Annotated in this window: 17 protein-coding genes; 8 read left to right on the top strand and 9 right to left on the bottom strand. The window is 71.9% G+C overall.

All coding sequences use genetic code 11. The features are described 5' to 3' along the window. Positions 1-345 precede the first annotated feature (345 nt). A complete protein-coding gene (locus ACW9J6_RS09830) occupies positions 346-633 on the top strand; it encodes a hypothetical protein (RefSeq protein ID WP_457116278.1) in 288 nt (95 codons plus the stop codon). A gap of 198 nt (positions 634-831) precedes the next feature. Further along, on the top strand, positions 832-1119 hold the full coding sequence (locus ACW9J6_RS09835) for a DUF2934 domain-containing protein (protein WP_457116279.1): 288 nt from the start codon (positions 832-834) through the stop codon (positions 1117-1119). 140 nt (positions 1120-1259) lie between these two features. On the opposite strand, the gene ACW9J6_RS09840 is transcribed toward ACW9J6_RS09835, so the two are convergent. Next, positions 1260-2645: a deoxyribodipyrimidine photo-lyase gene (locus ACW9J6_RS09840; RefSeq protein WP_457116301.1), complete on the bottom strand. Its 1386-nt coding sequence runs from the start codon at positions 2643-2645 to the stop codon at positions 1260-1262. Between the two features lie 317 nt (positions 2646-2962). Here ACW9J6_RS09840 and ACW9J6_RS09845 point away from each other — a divergent pair, with 317 nt between their 5' ends. Continuing rightward, positions 2963-3154, top strand: coding sequence for a hypothetical protein (locus tag ACW9J6_RS09845; RefSeq protein ID WP_457116280.1), 192 nt, complete (start codon positions 2963-2965; stop codon positions 3152-3154). Between the two features lie 3 nt (positions 3155-3157). Here ACW9J6_RS09845 and ACW9J6_RS09850 read toward each other — a convergent pair whose 3' ends face one another. Then, positions 3158-4234, bottom strand: a complete 1077-nt coding sequence (locus ACW9J6_RS09850; RefSeq protein WP_457116281.1) for a TRAP transporter substrate-binding protein — start codon at positions 4232-4234, stop codon at positions 3158-3160. Positions 4235-4361: 127 nt separating this feature from the next. Here ACW9J6_RS09850 and ACW9J6_RS09855 point away from each other — a divergent pair, with 127 nt between their 5' ends. Beyond that, positions 4362-4940 carry a tyrosine phosphatase family protein gene (locus ACW9J6_RS09855; RefSeq protein WP_457116282.1) on the top strand — a complete coding sequence of 193 codons (579 nt, stop codon included), beginning with the start codon at positions 4362-4364 and terminating at the stop codon, positions 4938-4940. 254 nt (positions 4941-5194) lie between these two features. Here the strand turns inward: ACW9J6_RS09855 and ACW9J6_RS09860 are convergent, their stop codons facing one another. Both ACW9J6_RS09860 and ACW9J6_RS09865 read right to left on the bottom strand, forming a co-directional pair. Beyond that, positions 5195-6001, bottom strand: coding sequence for a Cof-type HAD-IIB family hydrolase (locus ACW9J6_RS09860; protein WP_457116283.1), 807 nt, complete (start codon positions 5999-6001; stop codon positions 5195-5197). A 3-nt stretch (positions 6002-6004) separates the two neighbouring features. Continuing rightward, entirely contained in the window at positions 6005-7267 is a 1263-nt protein-coding gene (locus tag ACW9J6_RS09865; protein WP_457116284.1) for an alpha/beta fold hydrolase, read from the bottom strand. Between the two features lie 232 nt (positions 7268-7499). On the opposite strand from ACW9J6_RS09865, the gene ACW9J6_RS09870 reads away from it, so the two are divergent. Beyond that, positions 7500-8669: a polysaccharide biosynthesis/export family protein gene (locus ACW9J6_RS09870; protein ID WP_457116285.1), complete on the top strand. Its 1170-nt coding sequence runs from the start codon at positions 7500-7502 to the stop codon at positions 8667-8669. A 26-nt stretch (positions 8670-8695) separates the two neighbouring features. Here ACW9J6_RS09870 and ACW9J6_RS09875 read toward each other — a convergent pair whose 3' ends face one another. Further along, on the bottom strand, positions 8696-9964 hold the full coding sequence (locus ACW9J6_RS09875; protein WP_457116286.1) for an MFS transporter: 1269 nt from the start codon (positions 9962-9964) through the stop codon (positions 8696-8698). Positions 9965-10067: 103 nt separating this feature from the next. Between ACW9J6_RS09875 and ACW9J6_RS09880 the strand changes: the two genes are divergently transcribed. Further along, a complete protein-coding gene (locus ACW9J6_RS09880) occupies positions 10068-10961 on the top strand; it encodes a LysR family transcriptional regulator (RefSeq protein WP_457116287.1) in 894 nt (297 codons plus the stop codon). A gap of 48 nt (positions 10962-11009) precedes the next feature. On the opposite strand, the gene ettA is transcribed toward ACW9J6_RS09880, so the two are convergent. Beyond that, complete coding sequence (gene ettA / locus ACW9J6_RS09885) at positions 11010-12662, bottom strand: energy-dependent translational throttle protein EttA (RefSeq protein WP_457116288.1); 1653 nt, start codon at positions 12660-12662, stop codon at positions 11010-11012. 256 nt (positions 12663-12918) lie between these two features. On the opposite strand from ettA, the gene ACW9J6_RS09890 reads away from it, so the two are divergent. Beyond that, entirely contained in the window at positions 12919-13152 is a 234-nt protein-coding gene (locus ACW9J6_RS09890; RefSeq protein WP_457116302.1) for a type II toxin-antitoxin system prevent-host-death family antitoxin, read from the top strand. Between the two features lie 612 nt (positions 13153-13764). Here ACW9J6_RS09890 and ACW9J6_RS09895 read toward each other — a convergent pair. From ACW9J6_RS09895 to ACW9J6_RS09905, 3 genes are read right to left on the bottom strand one after another with little or no spacing between them, the layout of a single operon-like run. Next, on the bottom strand, positions 13765-14028 hold the full coding sequence (locus ACW9J6_RS09895; RefSeq protein ID WP_457116289.1) for a hypothetical protein: 264 nt from the start codon (positions 14026-14028) through the stop codon (positions 13765-13767). Positions 14029-14041: 13 nt separating this feature from the next. Next, entirely contained in the window at positions 14042-14917 is an 876-nt protein-coding gene (locus ACW9J6_RS09900) for a DNA/RNA non-specific endonuclease (protein WP_457116290.1), read from the bottom strand. A gap of 2 nt (positions 14918-14919) precedes the next feature. Further along, positions 14920-15159 (bottom strand): hypothetical protein, encoded by a 240-nt coding sequence (locus ACW9J6_RS09905; protein ID WP_457116291.1) that lies wholly within the window; start codon positions 15157-15159, stop codon positions 14920-14922. A gap of 337 nt (positions 15160-15496) precedes the next feature. On the opposite strand from ACW9J6_RS09905, the gene ACW9J6_RS09910 reads away from it, so the two are divergent. Then, on the top strand, positions 15497-16467 hold a 971-nt coding region (locus tag ACW9J6_RS09910), incomplete at its 3' end, for a 1-deoxy-D-xylulose-5-phosphate synthase N-terminal domain-containing protein (protein WP_457116292.1).

Below are 16467 nucleotides of genomic sequence, written 5' to 3' on the forward strand. Positions count from 1 at the left end.
TCGGGCGAGGATCTGGAACGCCCCTTGGGCGGCGGGTCGAAACCCGGTCTCCTGGCGCGTCGTCCTGCCCGGTTCTTCGTTCTCGCCGGGAGGTCGGGGTGCGTGCGTCGCCCGCCCCGTCCTGCCGCGTGACGGGACTATGGGTCGGGCCCGACCGGAAGGAAAACTGAAAAAACTTTTTATCTCGTTCAAAAATTTGGAATTTGTACTTTCGTGCGGAGTCGGGGCCACTGCCCGGGAAGGGTGGGGAGCGGCCGCGCGCCCGTCCCGCTCGCGGCGCCGCGAAACCAAAGCTTGGCTCATGCATTGTCAGAGTACAGGGATAACATCGACCGGAGGACGGACATGCGCACGACATCTCTGGTGCTGGCGGGCCTGATGCTGCTCGGAACGGGCGCCGCGCGGGCGGAGGATGCGAGCCTGGCGCAGGCCGGGCTGGAGCCGATCGCCGTGGTGGGCTTCTCCGAGAGCGTGCCCAAGGGCATGCCGCTCTTCGCCGCGCTGCCGCGCATGGCGCCCGGCGCGGAGGTCGACCTGCGCGACGTCGGCACGAGCGGCCTCGTGGCCTTCCGCGACACGCTCCCGACCGCCCTCGACCCCGACGCCGACATCGCCACCGCGACCGTGAAGTAGACCCGAGGATGGGCAGGCCCGGGCGGACGCTCTCCGCGCGGGCCCGCGCCCGCGGTCGCTCGGCCCGGCACGTCGAACCGGCCGCGCGTCACGCTCACACGGCACGCTTGCGCAGGGCAAACCCATCCCTCACCGCAGATTAGGTTTTCCTTAACCATCCCCGCCCATCGTCCTCGGCGAACAACCATGGAGGTGGGCATGGATCACTTCGAAAACAGCATTCGTGAACGGGCCTACGCGCTGTGGGAGCGCGACGGTCGGACGATGGGTCAGGACGAGCATTACTGGAGCCTGGCCGAGCAGGAGCTGCGCAGCGGCGCCGACGCGATGGTCGCCGCTTCCCGCAAGCCCCGCGCCAAGGCCGCCCCGAAGGCGCCGTCCGAGGTCGTGGCCGAGGTCCTGGCCAAGGCGCCGAGCAAGGCCGCCGAGGCCGTGAAGGCCGCCCCGCGCCGCCGCCGGGCCGCCGACACCTCCGCCCGCGCCTGAGGCTGCAGGCAACCGGCCTGTCTTGCACGGCCCTCTCCCTTTTCCGGGCGCATGCCGCGTCAGCGGAAGGCGACCCGGAAAAGGGGACATCGCGCTGAGCCTGTGCCCACCGGCGTCGCCGCCGGGAGGCCGCGCCCGCGTCACCCCTCCGCTTCGCACAGGGTCTCGACGGCGCGCAGATAGGCCGCGGCGTCGAATTTCTTCAGCGTGTTGGGACCGAGGTAGCGCACGGTCCCGAAGATCGGCCGCCGTCCCCAGGGCCGGTCGTGAAGGCCGTAGACCCACGCGACGTTGGTGAAGGAATTGGCGTCGCGCCCGTCCAGGAAGTAGCGGTTGTTGAGCCGCAGCGTGCGGGCGAAGCCCTCCTCCGGCGAGGGGGACCATTCCAGGATCTTCTTGCCCCAGTACATGCGCAGGTGGTTGTGCATGTAGCCGGTCTCGCGCATCTCCCGCATCGCCGCGTTCCAGTGGCGGTCATGGGTGCGGCCCTCCTCCAGCTCCGCCTCGGTGTAGAGCGGGTCGCGCCGGTCGTCGGCCTGCGCGGCGAGCGCCTTGCGCGCCCAGTCCGGCACCGCCGCCTCGTAGCGGTCGTAATCCGGCTGGAAGTGGATGTGGTTCATGGCGAGTTCGCGCCGGACGATCAGTTCCTCCAGGTAGGAGGTCTTGTCCTCCGGGCCGGCCCGCTTGGACGCCCGCACCCGCAGGGCGAGCGCCACGGGCGAGATCTGCCCGAAATGCAGGTAGGGGCTCATGTGCGAGGCCGCGCCCGCCTCGGGCCGGTTGCGGTCCGCGCCGTAGCCCGCCACGGGGCCGTCCAGGAAGGCGTCGAGCCGCGCCCACGCCTCCTCCTCCCCGCCGCGGAACCGCCGCACGGGCGGGACGGCCTTGTCCAGGGTCAGCCGGGCCAGGACCGCGTCGGGATCCGAGACGTCGAGGTCGCTGCGCAGGTCCAGCCCCTCCGCCCGGTGCTTCACCTTCCGCGCCCGCAGCGGCTCCAGGTACTCGTCCCAGAGCCGGTGCAGCTTCGGGCGCAGGGTCCGGGCCGCGAATTCGTGCTTGGTCGAGGCGGTCTCCACCGGGACCACCACGTCGCCCTCGACCTGCAGGACCGGGCCGGGGAAATCCCGCGCCACCTCGGCGGCCCAGGCCTTCTGGACGCGCAGGTAGCCGCGGTCGAGCACCACCAGGGCCGCCTCGGCACCGAGCGCCAGGGCCGCGGCGGCGGGCGTGCTGCGGCGCAGCACGAAGGCGATGCCCCGCCGCTCCAGCCCGGCCTTCGCCTGGGCGAGCCCCTGGAGCAGGAAGGCGTAGTGGCGCGCATTCGCCTCCGGGAAGGTCCGCCCCCCGTCGAGGAGGCCGAACCCGACCACCAGCGGCAGGTCGCGGCGGTTCGCCTCCTCCACGGCCAGTTCGAGGGCCGGGTTGTCGCGGCTGCGCATCGCCTGCTGCATCAGGTACAGCACGTAGCGCCCGTTCCGCTCGCCGCCCTCGCGGAGCGCGCGGATCCGCGCCGCCTGGATCGCCATCATCCCCTCCCCCCGGCTCTCGAAGAGGACCTGTGGCGGCGCGGCGGCGGCGCCAGGGCGTGACCCTGCGACAAAAATCGGCAGCGCTGCCAACAATGACGCCTTGCCATCCGGCGCCGGCCACCTATCTTGTTGCAGTGCGGGATCGCGATGGCGTCGCGGTCCCGCTGCCCTCCTTGGGCGTTTCCTCCCTAGACTTGGGCCGCACCGCGTGTGCGGCCTTTTTTCTGTCCGGAGCGATCCGAATCGCGGCCAAGCCGTTGTCCCCCGCCTGGCCCGCCGCATGCATCGGGCACCGGGACACGGATGGAGGCGAGATGAAGCACTTCACTCTTCGGGTCGAGCAGAGCGGGAGCGGCCTCGTCTGCATCACCTCTCCGGAGATCAAGAGCCTGTTCGTGGCCGACGAGACCCTCGACGGCGCGCTCCAGGCGGTGCCGAGCCTGGTCAAGGCCCTCACCCGCGAGGAGCGCAGGGCGAAGCGGCCGGCCGAGGCGCCCGCGGAGTAGCGCTCACCCCCGGGCGCGGGCGCGGATCATGAAGTTGTCGTAGGTGTACTCCGCCACCTGGAACCACAGGTAGGCGTCGTTGCGGAATCCCCGCAGCGCCTCGTAGACGCGCTTGAAGTCGGCGCTCTTGCCCGAGAGGTCGGCGTAGATCTCGTTGGCGGCTTTGAAGGCGGCCTCCATCACGTCCTGCGGGAAGGGCTTGAGCTGGGCGCCGGCCCGCACCAGGGCGCGCAACGCCGCCGGGTTGCGCGCGTCGTACTTCGCCTGCAGGTCGGCGCCGGCCTGGGCGGCGGCATTCTGGGCAATCACCCGGTAGGATTTGGGCAACTCGCCCCATTTCTGGGCGGAGAACCAGAAGTGCATCATCGCCCCGCCCTCCCAGAAACCCGGGTAGTAGTAGTAGGGCGCGACCTTGTTGAGCCCGAGCTTCTCGTCGTCGTAGGGGCCGATCCACTCGGCGGCGTCGAGGGTCTTGGCCTCGAAGGCTCCGGCGATGTCCGGGCCGGCGAGCGCCTGGGGCGCGGCGCCGAGCTTCGCCAGCACCTGGGCGCCGAGCCCGGTGATGCGGAACCGCAGGCCCTGGAGGTCGGCGACGGTCTTGATCTCCTTGCGGAACCAGCCGCCCATCTGGGTGCCGGTATTGCCGCCCGGGAGCGCGGTGAGCTTGGCGCGGGCGAAGATCTCGTTGACGAGGTCGAGCCCGCCGCCCTCCAGCATCCAGGCGTTCTGCTGGCGGGCGTTGAGCCCGAACGGGAAGGCGGTGGCGAGCGCGAAGACCGGGTCGCGGTTCGCCCCGGCAGTGGCGGGGCCGTAGGCCATGTCGACGCTCCCGGCGCCGACCGCGTCGAGGATGTCGGTGCCCGCCGGCGCCGCCGCCACCTCGATCTGGAAGCGCCCGTCCGTCGCCTCGCCGACCAGCCGTGCGAACAGCTCGGCGGCGCCGTAGAGCGCGTCGAGGTTGCGCGGGAAGGCCACGTGCAGGTGCCAGCGGATCTCCGGCGCGCCCTCGGCCCGCGCCGGTGCGGCGAGCCCGGCGCCCGCCATCCCCAGTCCGGCCGTCAGCAGATCACGACGCTTCATACCCTCTCCCGGTGTCCGCCCGCCCGCGTCGGGCCGGGCTACAGGTAGGGCGATTCCCCGCGCGGCGCATCGCCCCCGTGCGGAGAACGCGCGTGAACGGCACCCGGGCCTGTGCTAGCGGGAGGGCGTGACACCCGAACCGATCTCCCTCCACACCGTCTGCGGCCTCGAAGAGCTGGGCGACCACTCCGGCCGGGGCGTGACGCACGTCCTCTCGATCCTCGACCCGGGCTGGCCCGAGCCGGAGGCCTTCGGGACCTACGACGCGCATCACCGCACGACGTTGCGCTTCCACGACATCATCGTGCCGATCGGCGACCAGGTGCTGCCGACCCGGGAGCACGTGGCGGAGATCCTGGCCTTCGGGCAGGATCTCGCGGCGGCGCCGGGGCGCGAGCGGCACCTGCTGATCCACTGCCACGCGGGCATCTCGCGCTCGACGGCGGCGATGACGATGCTGCTGGCCCAGGCCCATCCGGAGCTCGACGCCGCCTCCGTGGTGGCGCGCGTCCACGAGATCCGCGAGAAGGCCTGGCCCAACGCCCGCATGATCGCCTTCGCGGACGAGGCGCTCGGCCGCGAGGGCTCGCTCTCCGAGGCGGTGCGCCGGCTTCACGCGCTCCAGCTCAAGGTCCGGCCGCATCTCGACGGGGTGATGCGCGAACTCGGGCGCGGGCAGGAGGTCGACGCGGCGCTGCGGGGGTAGCGCGGCGCAGGGCGTGCGTCTCGGCCTTCGCGATCGCGCCCTCCCTCCCCTTTTCCGGGCGGATGCAGCGTCAGCGGAATGCGACCCGGAAACGAGCCCGAGAATCGCCGCGAAGCGGCTCCGAATGCCAGCAACGGCTCTGAAAGCAGCCGCTTCGCGACGCGCTGTGCTGGTTTCCGGATCTCCTTCCGCTGGCGCTACAGTCGTCCGGAAAAGGGGAGTTTCGATCTTATCGGTCGTTTCTCTCCTGATCGTCAGGCCGGCTGATCGAGAACGTACCGCTCCACCGCCCGCGCGAACCCGTCCGCGTCGTTCCCCTCGGTGACGACGCGCGCCGCCCGCTTCACGTCCTCGGCCGCATTCCCCATGGCGATCGACAGCCCGCTCTGCGCGAACATCGCCACGTCGTTCGCCATGTCGCCGAGCGTCGCCACCTCCTCGCGGACGAGCCCCAGCTCCCGCCGCACCCGCTCCACGAAGCGGCCCTTGTCGGTGCCGGGCGGCGTCACGTCGAGGTAGTAGGTCTGCGAGCGGTGCACCGCCGCCCCCTCCCCCAGCTCACGCGCCAGAGCCGCCTCGCAGGCCGCGAGCCCGGCCGCGTCCCGGCTCACCCCGACGAGCTTGGCGGCCCGGTCGAGATAGGGCGCGAGGTCGGGCACCACCCGCGGCTCGGCCCGCAGCGTGCGCCGCTCCAGATCCGTGTAGGGCCCCTGCGGGTCGCGCAGGAGCCACGCCCCCTCGGCGAAGACCCAGAGGTCGATGCCGGCCTCCCCGAACCGCGCCGCCGCCGCCCGCGCCGCCGCCTCCGGCACGAAGGCCTCGCTCAGCACCGTGAAATCCGGGGCGAGCACCGTCGAGCCGTTGAAGGCGCCCATCGGCAGATCGAGCCCGAGCGCCGCCGCGAGCGGCCGCAGGCCGATCGGCGGGCGGCTCGACGCCACCGTGAAGGCGATGCCCCGCTCCCGCAGCCGCCCCACCGCCGCGATGGCGGCCGGCGTCAGGCTCTTGTCGGGCGCGACCAGCGTCCCGTCCACATCCGTGACCACGAGGCGGATCGCCATGCGTCAGATCTCCCGATGTTCGGTCGCAGGCGCCGGGCCCGCATCGGCGCGGGCCGGCACCACCTCGGGCGCCAGCACCCGTTCGCGGAGGCGCTGCGGCCCGAGCAGCAGGGCGAAAAAATCGAACTCGCCCGGCAGGTCGTTCGACATCAGGAACTGGAAGTGCATCCGGAACGGCCGCGCCTTGACGCGGTCATAGGCCGCCCGCTCCATGATGTCGGAGAAGCGCGCCGAGCGGATCAGCGGGTTCGTGGTGCGCGGCCGGGCCGGAAGGCCGAGATGGCGGCCCGGGTTGAAGCCCGGAAAATTCATCCAGTCCTGCGGCGCCTGGTAATCCGCCCAGACGACCCGGTCGCTGTCGAGGAGCGCCGCGATGGCGTCACGCACCGGCCGCGCCCGCGGGTTGACCGCCACCAGCGGCAGCCCCGCCCCGAGGGTCAGCAGCGAGAGCGGGCGGTCCGTGCGGGCGACTACCCGCGCGGCCAGTTCCACCGCCGTCAGCGCCCCGGAGGAATGCCCGACGATCATCACCTCATCGGCCGGCTCCGCTTCGATCCGGGACGCCACGTGGTCGGCGAACACGGCGAGCCGCGCCTCGTAATCGGGCCGCCAGCCGTTGCTGTGCTGCCAGTTGAACACCCAGTCGTTGATGAGCTGGCGCAGGAAGATCCGGTCGAGGAGCGGCGTCGCCACGACCAGCGCGCCGAGCCCGCCGGCGAGGCCGAGGCCCGCCCGCGCCCACAGGGGCAGCGCGGCGCCGCCGCCCGCGATCGCCGCCGCGACCCCGAGGCCGAGGCCGATCCCGAGCGCCAGGATCATCATCGTCATCACGAAGGGGTAGAGGATGACGTTCCCGTATTTCCAGTTCAGGGCGTAGAGGCGGAACAGCTTGCCGGTGACGGCCGCGTGCAGGATCCCGACGGTCAGGAGCAGCATCGAGACCGGCAGCGGCCGGGCGAAGTCGCGCCGCACGAGGTCGTCCCAGAGCAGCACCTCGTAGGCGACGTCCGTCTCCCGGCCGTCCCGCCCCGCCTCGACGGTCCAGGACTGGACGAGGCCGTCCGGGCTCGTGCGCGCCGGGGAGACGCGGCGGCGCGGCAGGTCGAAGCGCCGGCCGTAGCGCGACAATTCCCGCACGAACAGCGCCCGGTAGCGCTTGTTCGCCTCCGGGTCGTAGCCGGGCAGGTAGAACACCTGCCGCCGCCGCACCGCGCCGCCCGGCCCCGCTGGCAGGTCGGGCGGCGTGTAGCCGATCTGTGGTGCCATGCGCCTCCCTCTCGCACCGGGTCTTAGCGGGAAGGCGCGGGCCGGTCCAACGGGGACGGCCGCCGCAGCGAAGGGTTGCGATTCGGTGAAGCCTCGCCGCGGCGCGTGTGGTGAATGGGGAGTGCGGGGACGGTCCCGCCTCGTCCGCGCAGTGTGACACCGGGGCCACGGACAGTCCCCCGCGCTTGGAGTAGGAGCCAAGCTCACGCGGATAAGGACGAGCCACCACCGGATGCGCCCCCTCCCGATCGCTCTCTGCGCCGCGCTCGCGGTCTCCGGTTGCAGCAGCTTCCTGCCGGCCTCCGGACCGACCACGACCGCCGTCGCCGAGGGCGCGGACATCGCCACCGACCAGGGCCTGTTCGCCCGCTACGAGATCATCGACATCGATCCGTCCGTGGTGGAGGCCCTGCGCGGCCGTCCGCTCGACAGCCTGCTCGCCTCGTTCGGCGACCGCCGGCCCTCCGTCGAGCCGGTGATCGGCGTGGGCGACGCCATCTCCGTGACGATCTGGGAGGCGAGCACCGGCGGCCTGTTCTCCGGCTCGCTGATGCCGGACCGCTTCTCCTCCGGCTCGAAATCCGCGACGATCCCGCCCCAGGTGGTGACCCGCGACGGCGCCATCACGGTGCCCTATGCGGGGCGGATCCAGGTCGCGGGCAAGCGCGTCCAGGACGTCCAGAAGGAGATCGAGACGGAACTCGCCGGCAAGGCGATCGAGCCGCAGGTCATCGTCTCGGTGACCCAGCCCGCCAGCACCACCGTGACGGTGACCGGCGAGGTGACGGCGGGCGCCCGCATCCCCCTCTCCACCAAGGGCGACCGGCTCCTCGACGTGATCGCGGCGGCCGGCGGCGTGCGCGCCGCGGTGAGCGAGACCTTCGTGCGGCTCTCCCGCGGCCAGACCACCGCGACGGTGCCCCTGACCGCGGTCGTCTCCAACCCGCGCGAGAACATCTACCTGCGGCCCGGCGACACGCTGACCCTGGTGCGCGACCCGCAGACCTTCCTGGCGACGGGCGCGACCGGTGCGAATTACGAGATCCCGTTCCAGGCCGAGGGCATCACGCTGGCGCAGGCCATCGCCAAGGCCGGCGGCCTGCGCGACTTCCAGGCCGACCCGACCGGCGTGTTCCTGTTCCGCTTCGAGCCGGCCTCGGTGGTGCGCCGCCTGCGGCCCCACAGCCCGCTCCTCACCGCGCCGCAGGTGCCGGTGGTCTACCGGGTCAACATGCGCGACCCCAACAGCCTGTTCGTCACCCAGGCCTTCCGCATGCGCAACCGCGACATGATCTACGTGTCGAACGCGCCCTTCACGGAGGTCCAGAAGGTGCTCAGCGTGTTCTCGACGATCACGGCGCCGGTGGGCACCGGCGCCTCGATCTACCAGGCGACCCGGTAGGGAGAGCCCCCCGGGTCGCACCGGGATCAGGGCGCGCCGCGCCCGCCCGGGGTGCGGGGGCGCGGCTCCGTGAGCGAGAGCGCCAGGGCGGCGGCGCCGAACGCCGTCCCGGCCGCGCAGACGCCCGGCCAGCCCGCCCCGGTCCAGGCGATGCCCGAGAGGCCCGATCCCGCCGCGGCGCCCAGGAAGAACAGGCCCGTGAACAGCCCGTTCACGCGGCCGCCGGCCTCCGGGCGCAGGAGGGTGATCGCCCGCCGTCCGAGCGTCTGGTCGCCGATCACGCCGAGATCGAGCAGGACCGCGCCGGCGACCAGGACCGTCAGGCCGGGCCAGGACGCGGTGTCCGGACCGCCCGCCAAGAGATGTCCGCCGAGGGCGGCGAGCGCCATGGCGGCGATCACCGCCAGATGGGCGAGCCGCGTCGCGACCCGGCTCCGCCCGCGATCCCCCGCCCGCCCGGCGATGGGGGCGATCACCGCCCCGGCCGCGCCGGCCAGCGCGAAGAGGCCGATGCCGCCCTGGCCGAGCGAGAAGGGCGGCTCCGCGAGGCGCAGGGCGACCGAGGTCCAGAACACGCCGAAGGCGCCCATGCACAGAGCCTGAGAGGCGGCCCGGCGGCGCAGCACCGGCTCCTCGCGCAGGAGGGTGAGCATCGACCCGATCAGGGCGGGATAGCGCGCGGCATTCCGGGGCTGGTGGCGCGGCAGCACGCGGGCCAGGACCAGCGTCAGCCCGGCGACGAGGACGGACAGGCCGGCATAGTACCAGCGCCAGTCCGCGATCCCGGCGACGAGGCTCGCCGCCGGCCGCGACAGCAGGATCCCCAGCATCAGGCCGCTCATCACCTGTCCGACGACGCGGCCGCGCCGCGCCTCGGGGGCGAGCCGCGCGGCGATTGGGACGAGCATCTGGATGGCGCTGGTCGCCCCGCCCGCCACGAAGCAGGCGAGCAGGAACAGCGGCGGCGTCGGCGCCCCCGCGACCGCCGCGAGGGCGGCCACGTCGACCAGGAGGGTCGCGACGATCACCGTCCGGTTCTCGACGAGGTCGGTGAGCGGGACGATCAGGAACAGGCCGCCCGCGTAGCCGAGGAGCGTGAGCGTGGTGACGAGGCCCGCCTCGCCCGCCTCCAGCCCGAAACTGGCGCCGATGGGCCCGATCAGGGGCTGCGACGCGTAGAGGCTCAGCACCACGACGCCGACGGCGAGTGCGAAGAGCGGCGTGAGGCGCTCGGCCCCCTCGCGCGGCGGGGCGCGGTCCTTCGGGCTCGGAGTGATGGCGGGAGACAGGGACATGGCGGCAGCGTCTCGCGGTGGCAGGTCCGCGCAGCTTGCGTCCTCACGCCGGGCGCGATAATCCCCCGGGCGCGGGATTGTTTCTCCCGCTGATCGAGAGAATATGCCCAGCCTCGCGCGGTACGAAGCCTTCGTGGCGATCATCGACCGGGGCAGCCTGAGCGCCGCCGCCCGGCACCTGAACCGCTCGCTGCAATCCGTCAGCCGCGCGCTGGCGACGCTGGAGGAGGAGGTCGGGGTCGAGCTCGTCCGGCGGACCACCCGGCGTCTGCAGCCGACGCCGGCGGGCCTCGCGCTCCACGGCCGGCTGAGATCCGCCCTCAGGGACATCGAGGAGGCCCGGGCGGAGGCGCAGAGCGGCACCGCGCGGGTCGGCGGCCTGTTCAGGATCGGTGCGTCGGTCCTGTTCGCGCCGCGCTTCGTGGTGCCGGCCGCGGTCGCGTTCCTGCAGCGCTTTCCCGACCTGCAGATCGACATGGTGCTGGACGACGCGCCCGCGAACCTGATCGAGGAGCGGCTCGACGTGGCGATCCGCATCGGCGCGCGCGGCGCCGGCAGCCTGCGGGCGCGGACGGTCGCGCATCTGCGCCGGGTGGTGGTCGCCGCGCCGGCCTACTTGGCGCGCCACGGGACGCCCCGTGCGCCCGACGACCTCGCCGCGCATCTCTGCGTGGTGCGCAGCTTCGGCCCGGAGGGCGACGCGTGGCCCCTCACCTCCGGCGGCACGGTCCTGCGCGTCCCCGTGACGGGCGGCCTGCGCTGCAACGATGCGGCCGGGGCCAACGCCGCGGTTCTGCACGGGGCCGGGATCGGGCTCGCGCCGCTCTGGCAGGTCCGGCAGGACCTCGACGAGGGCCGCCTCGCCCTCCTGCTGCCGGAGCACGAGCCCCCGCCGATCCCCGTGAGCGCCGTGTGGCCGGGGAGCGCCGGGACGCCGGTCCGGACGCGCCTCTTCGTCGACCTGCTGGCCCACCGGCTCGCGGGCGAGCGCATCTGACGGCGCCGCCCGGCCGGGAGGCGGCGGAAGGTCCCGCCGCCGGTCCGGTCAGCGGGTGAACTTCTTGTACTTGATCCGGTGCGGGATCGTAGAATCGGTCCCGAGGCGGCGCTTCTTGTCCTCCTCGTAATCCGCGAAGTTCCCCTCGAACCACTCGACGTGGCTGTCGCCCTCGAAGGCCAGGATGTGGGTGGCGATGCGGTCGAGGAACCAGCGGTCGTGGCTGATGATCACCGCGCAGCCGGCGTAATCCTCCAGCGCCTCCTCCAGCGCCCGCAGGGTGTCGACGTCGAGGTCGTTGGTGGGCTCGTCGAGGAGCAGCACGTTGGCGCCGCTCTTCAGGATCTTGGCGAGGTGGACGCGGTTGCGCTCGCCGCCCGAGAGGACGCCGACCTTCTTCTGCTGGTCCGAGCCCTTGAAGTTGAAGGCGCCGCAATAGGCCCGGGAATTGATCTCGCGCTTGCCGAGATACAGGATGTCGTTCCCGCCCGAGATCTCCTGCCAGACGGTGGCGTCCGGGTTGAGCGTGTCGCGCGACTGGTCGACATAGCCGAGCTTGACGCTCTCGCCGACCGTGATCGTGCCGGAATCGGGCGTCTCCTGGCCGGTGATCATCCGGAACAGGGTGGTCTTGCCGGCGCCGTTCGGCCCGATGACGCCGACGATGCCGCCCGGCGGCAGCTTGAAGCTCAAATCGTCGATCAGCAGCCGGTCGCCGAAGGCCTTGCCGAGCCCGTCGAACTCGATGACGTTGTTGCCGAGCCGCTCGGCGATCGGGATGACGATCTGGGCGGTCGAGGGCCCCTTCTCCTGCGACTTCGCCACGAGCTCCTCGTAGCGGGCGATACGGGCCTTGGACTTGGCCTGCCGGGCCTTCGGCGAGGCGGAGACCCATTGCTGCTCGCGCTCGAGGGTGCGCTGGCGCGCCTCCTCCTCGCGGCCCTCCTGGGCGAGGCGCTTCTGCTTCTGGACGAGCCAGGAGGAGTAGTTGCCCTCGTAGGGGATGCCCCGGCCGCGGTCGAGCTCCAGGATCCAGCCCGTGACGTTGTCGAGGAAGTAGCGGTCGTGGGTGACGATCAGGATCGCGCCCGGATAGGAGCGCAGGTGCCCTTCGAGCCAGGCCACGGTCTCGGCGTCGAGGTGGTTGGTGGGCTCGTCGAGGAGGAGGAGTTCCGGCTGCCACAGGAGCAGGCGGCACAGGGCCACGCGGCGGCGCTCGCCGCCCGAGAGGGTCGCGACCGCGACCTCGTCGCCGGGGCAGCGCAGGGCGTCCATGGCCTGGTCGACCTTGGAATCGAGATCCCACAGGCCCTTGGCCTCGATCTCGTCCTGCAGGCGGGTCATCTCGTCCGCCGTCTCCTCGGAGTAGTTCATCGCCAGTTCGTTGTAGCGATCGAGGATGGCTTGGCTCTCGGCGACGCCCTCCATGACGTTCTCGCGGACGGTCTTGTCGGGGTCGAGCTGCGGCTCCTGGGGCAGGTAGCCGACCCGGGCGCCCTCGGCCACGAAGCCGTCGCCCGTGAAGTCCTTGTCGATGCCCGCCATGATGCGCAGCAGGGTCGACTTGCCGGCGCCGTTGACGCCGAGCACGCCGATCTTGGCGTCCGGGTAGAAGGACAGGTGCACGTTGTCGAGCACCTTCTTGCCGCCCGAGTAGGTCTTGGTGAGACCCCGCATGTGGTAGATGAATTCACGGGCCATCGGTGATCCTTGAGGGTGGCGCGGTCCTGCATCCCTGCCGCGCGCCGGGCCGCCCGCAGCGGCCGCCGGCGCGGGCGTCCGCGCGAGGAAATGGGGTAGCCTCCGCGATAGCAGGGCGGCCGGGGGGTGTGCAAGGCGGGGCGGGGCCGGCGCCGGGCTGGATGGCGGCTTGCCGGAAAGCGGGCGAGCCGCCATGTTTCGTGAGATTCGGAGGAAGCGATGACGATCACGGCCCCCGCATCTGAGGTCCAGGAGAATTTCGGCGCGTTCCAGTGAGCGGGCGCTCTCCGGGGAGTCGATCCGCGTGACGCGCCATGGCCGCGAAACGGTCTACATCGTTTCCGCCAGCCTGTTCCATGAACTCAAGCAAGCACAGCGCAGGTCTTTAGCGGCTTCCGAACTCAGCGAGAGCGAACTCAGGGCGATCGACGCGGCAGAGATACCGCCGGAGCATCGCTACGATATCGATGACGAGACCGACAGCGGTTGACGCGCGATGCCGCTGCCCGATCCTCAGCCGGGTCTCGTGATCGGGTACGCATACCTTTGGCGCCACGCGCAGCGGTAGGGTCTCCGCGAAGGCCGTAAGGACCGACCCTGCGCGATCGTGCTCGCGACGCTGGACGAGGACGGCGACAGGATCGTCTACGTGGTTCCGATCACCTATCAGCCGCCGGCGAGGCATGCCTGTCCGCGGAAAATACGTGGCACTTCTCCCCTCTCCCGAGTGGGAGAGGGGCCGGGGGTGAGGGTGGCTCGGCTTCAGCAAAATGTCTGAGCCGTCGAGCGATCAGCGGCGCGGTTCAGTCCACTTCCTGAACCCGAGCCACCCTCACCCCTAACCCCTCTCCCACCCGGGCTAGCGTGTTCACACTTCTCCTATCGGCATGAAAAAGCGCTTCTTTCGCAGTCGCTTGAACGGAACCGAGGAGACCCGCGGGAACCCCTCTCCCGTGCGGGAGAGGGGTTCCCGGCGCCACACCCGGGAACCGTCGTGTGTCGATATAGACATCTGCCCTGTTTGTATTTTTGGCGTTCTGTGAATCCGCAAGCCCACCCGGGAGAGGGGATTCCGCCTGCCTGAGACGGCCGAGCCGATCGATCACCCGAACGGGTTCCTCACGCTCTCCGCCTTCGCCTCTTGCCGCGGCGCCTCCTCGGGCAGGGTCGTCTCCGCCTCCAGCGCCTTCACCACCGCCTCCAGGATCCCCTTCAGCGCCCGCGCCCGCTCCAGGCTGCGGCGGTCGCGGGCGAGTTCGAGGGAGCCGTGCAGCACCACGCGCTCGGTGCCGTTCTCGATCGTGAATTCGCCCAGCGTCTGCGCGGTCGCGTCGTCGGCGAAGGGGGTGAGCGTCCGGGAGGTCATGGGTCGGGCCTCGTCAGAACAGCGAGCGCAGGGCCTCGCGCAGGGCGCGCTTGGCCATCCGGGTCAGCTCGCGGGTGAGCCAGTCGAGGAAGGAGGGTTCGTGGCGCCCGCGCGGGTGGTGGCCACCCGCCACCTCGTCGCGGCGCGGCTCGGGCAGCGGCATGGCGCGCGCCCGCACCGCCTCGGGCAGGCTCGGGAAGACCACGATCCCGGCGATCGCCGCGAGCTGGGCGGGCGAGACCGTCTCGTAGCCCGCGTCCTTGGCGTTGCGGGCGAGGTAGACCCCCGCCTCCCCCCGCCGCGGGTCGTAGACCGCCTTGAACACCCGCGTCGGCACCAGCACCCGCCCCTTCAGGGCCTGGAGGTCGCCGCCCTCGAAGGTCGGGCCGGTGACGACGTAGAGCTCGCCCCGCTCCACCGCGAGGCTGCGCACCGCGCTCTCGATCCCGGCCCAGAGGCCCCGGTTCAGGTCCGGATCCTGCGGCACCATGTTGGCAAGGCTGAAGGACTCCCCCATCGCGGCCGGGTCCGGCATGTCGCCGGAGGGCGCCATGTGGCCGCGGTCGTAGCCGCTGCCGACATAGTCCGAGAGGTCGGCCCGCTCGCCCGGCGGCAGGCGCGGCTCCTCGTGGAAGGAATCCACCCGGTCGAGGCGCCGCGCCGCCTCCACCCGCGCCCGGTCGAGATGCTCGGCGGCGTAGAGCGGCGTGCGCGACAGGCCCGAATGCAGCACCGCGAAGCCCGAGAAGCACAGCAGCGTGGCGTTCGCGGCGAGTTTCGGGTTCGTGAGGACGGGGGCCTGCCCGCCCGCGAACTGCTCGGGGCAGGACTCCGCCAGGGCCGGCCCGGCCGCGAGCAGCAGGGCGAGGAGGAGAACCCGCGCGGCCATGCTCAGAAGCACACCCTCACCCGGCGCGGCCCCTCCGGCGTCGGGCGCCAGCGCCACCCGCAGGGCGGCCGGTAGAGCGGGTTCCAGACGCAGTGCAGGAAGAGATCGCAGGTCTCGCCGCCGGGCGCGGAGGGCGGCGCGTTGGAGGGCGGCACGCCCGGCGCGGGCGCGTCCGCCGCCGCGGCGGGCCCCAGCATCGCGGCCGCCAGGATCACCGTGTACACCATCACCGCGTACACCATCACCGCGTACACCCCCGCCCGCGTGCGTCCCGCACCCCGCCCCGACCCGTGCCCGCGCACGGCAGCACCCGTTCTACCCCAGGCCAAAGCCGCTGTCCCGCGGAGCGGCACCGCGTCCGATTCAACGGGGGTTCAGAATGTTGTCCGGAGTTGTTACAAACCGCACCGCCGCGGCCGGGATCATCATGGCATCTGAAGGGCAACCTGCTCCCGGCCGGCCATGAAGGCATTCGATGCGAGGCCGTCGCCCTGCACCGGATGACGGCGGGACTTCCTACTGAATGCCTCGCCGGACCGAGCAGGGCCGTCGCAACGCTTCAATCACGGGTGTACGATCTTGTCAGAACTGGTTCTCCCCCTCCTCGATCGCGTCCGTGAGCCGGCGGATCTGCGCGCCCTTCCCGAGAGCGACCTCGCCCAGCTCGCCGAGGAGCTGCGCACCGAGACCATCGACGCCGTCTCGGTCACCGGCGGCCATCTCGGCGCCGGGCTCGGTGTGATCGAGCTCACGGTCGCCCTCCACTACGTCTTCCACACCCCCGACGACCGCCTGATCTGGGATGTCGGCCACCAGGCCTACCCCCACAAGATCCTCACCGGACGCCGCGACCGCATCCGCACCCTGCGCCAGGGCGGCGGCCTCTCGGGCTTCACCAAGCGCGCCGAGAGCCCCTACGATCCCTTCGGCGCCGCCCATTCCTCCACCTCCATCTCCGCCGGCCTCGGCATGGCCATCGCCCGCGACCTCTCCGACGCCGCCGCCCGCGCCCGCGGCGAGACCCCGGAACGCCGCAACGTCGTCGCCGTGATCGGCGACGGCTCGATCTCGGCCGGCATGGCCTACGAGGCCATGAACAACGCAGGCGCCCTGCGCTCGCGCCTCGTCGTCATCCTCAACGACAACGACATGTCGATCGCGCCCCCGGTCGGCGCCATGTCGGCCTACCTCGCCCGCCTGGTCTCGGGCGACACCTACCGCTCCCTGCGCGACACCGCCCGCACCTTCGGCCGCCTGCTGCCCAAGGCCCTCTACGACACCGCCGTGCGCGCCGAGGAATACGCCCGCGGCATCCTGGCGGGCGGCGGCACCATGTTCGAGGAGCTCGGCTTCCACTACGTCGGGCCGATCGACGGCCACAACCTCGACCACCTGCTGCCGATCCTCAAGAACGTGCGCGACGCGCCCGAGGGGCCGGTGCTGGTGCACGTGGTGACCCAGAAGGGCAAGGGCTACGCGCCGGCGGAAGCCGCCGCCGACCGCGGCCACGCGGTGGTGAAGTTCGACGTGATCTCGGGCCAGCAGGTCAA

Source organism: Methylobacterium sp. JK268 (genome assembly GCF_054052225.1).

Bases quoted from the DNA above. Each gene is read 5' to 3' on its own strand.
- ACW9J6_RS09830 (WP_457116278.1), top strand. From the start codon at position 346: ATGCGCACGACATCTCTGGTGCTGGCGGGCCTGATGCTGCTCGGAACG.
- ACW9J6_RS09835 (WP_457116279.1), top strand. From the start codon at position 832: ATGGATCACTTCGAAAACAGCATTCGTGAACGGGCCTACGCGCTGTGG.
- ACW9J6_RS09840 (WP_457116301.1), bottom strand. From the start codon at position 2,645: ATGGCGATCCAGGCGGCGCGGATCCGCGCGCTCCGCGAGGGCGGCGAG.
- ACW9J6_RS09845 (WP_457116280.1), top strand. From the start codon at position 2,963: ATGAAGCACTTCACTCTTCGGGTCGAGCAGAGCGGGAGCGGCCTCGTC.
- ACW9J6_RS09850 (WP_457116281.1), bottom strand. From the start codon at position 4,234: ATGAAGCGTCGTGATCTGCTGACGGCCGGACTGGGGATGGCGGGCGCC.
- ACW9J6_RS09860 (WP_457116283.1), bottom strand. From the start codon at position 6,001: ATGGCGATCCGCCTCGTGGTCACGGATGTGGACGGGACGCTGGTCGCG.
- ACW9J6_RS09865 (WP_457116284.1), bottom strand. From the start codon at position 7,267: ATGGCACCACAGATCGGCTACACGCCGCCCGACCTGCCAGCGGGGCCG.
- ACW9J6_RS09870 (WP_457116285.1), top strand. From the start codon at position 7,500: ATGCGCCCCCTCCCGATCGCTCTCTGCGCCGCGCTCGCGGTCTCCGGT.
- ACW9J6_RS09875 (WP_457116286.1), bottom strand. From the start codon at position 9,964: ATGTCCCTGTCTCCCGCCATCACTCCGAGCCCGAAGGACCGCGCCCCG.
- ACW9J6_RS09880 (WP_457116287.1), top strand. From the start codon at position 10,068: ATGCCCAGCCTCGCGCGGTACGAAGCCTTCGTGGCGATCATCGACCGG.
- ettA (WP_457116288.1), bottom strand. From the start codon at position 12,662: ATGGCCCGTGAATTCATCTACCACATGCGGGGTCTCACCAAGACCTAC.
- ACW9J6_RS09895 (WP_457116289.1), bottom strand. From the start codon at position 14,028: ATGACCTCCCGGACGCTCACCCCCTTCGCCGACGACGCGACCGCGCAG.
- ACW9J6_RS09900 (WP_457116290.1), bottom strand. From the start codon at position 14,917: ATGGCCGCGCGGGTTCTCCTCCTCGCCCTGCTGCTCGCGGCCGGGCCG.
- ACW9J6_RS09905 (WP_457116291.1), bottom strand. From the start codon at position 15,159: ATGGTGTACGCGGTGATGGTGTACACGGTGATCCTGGCGGCCGCGATG.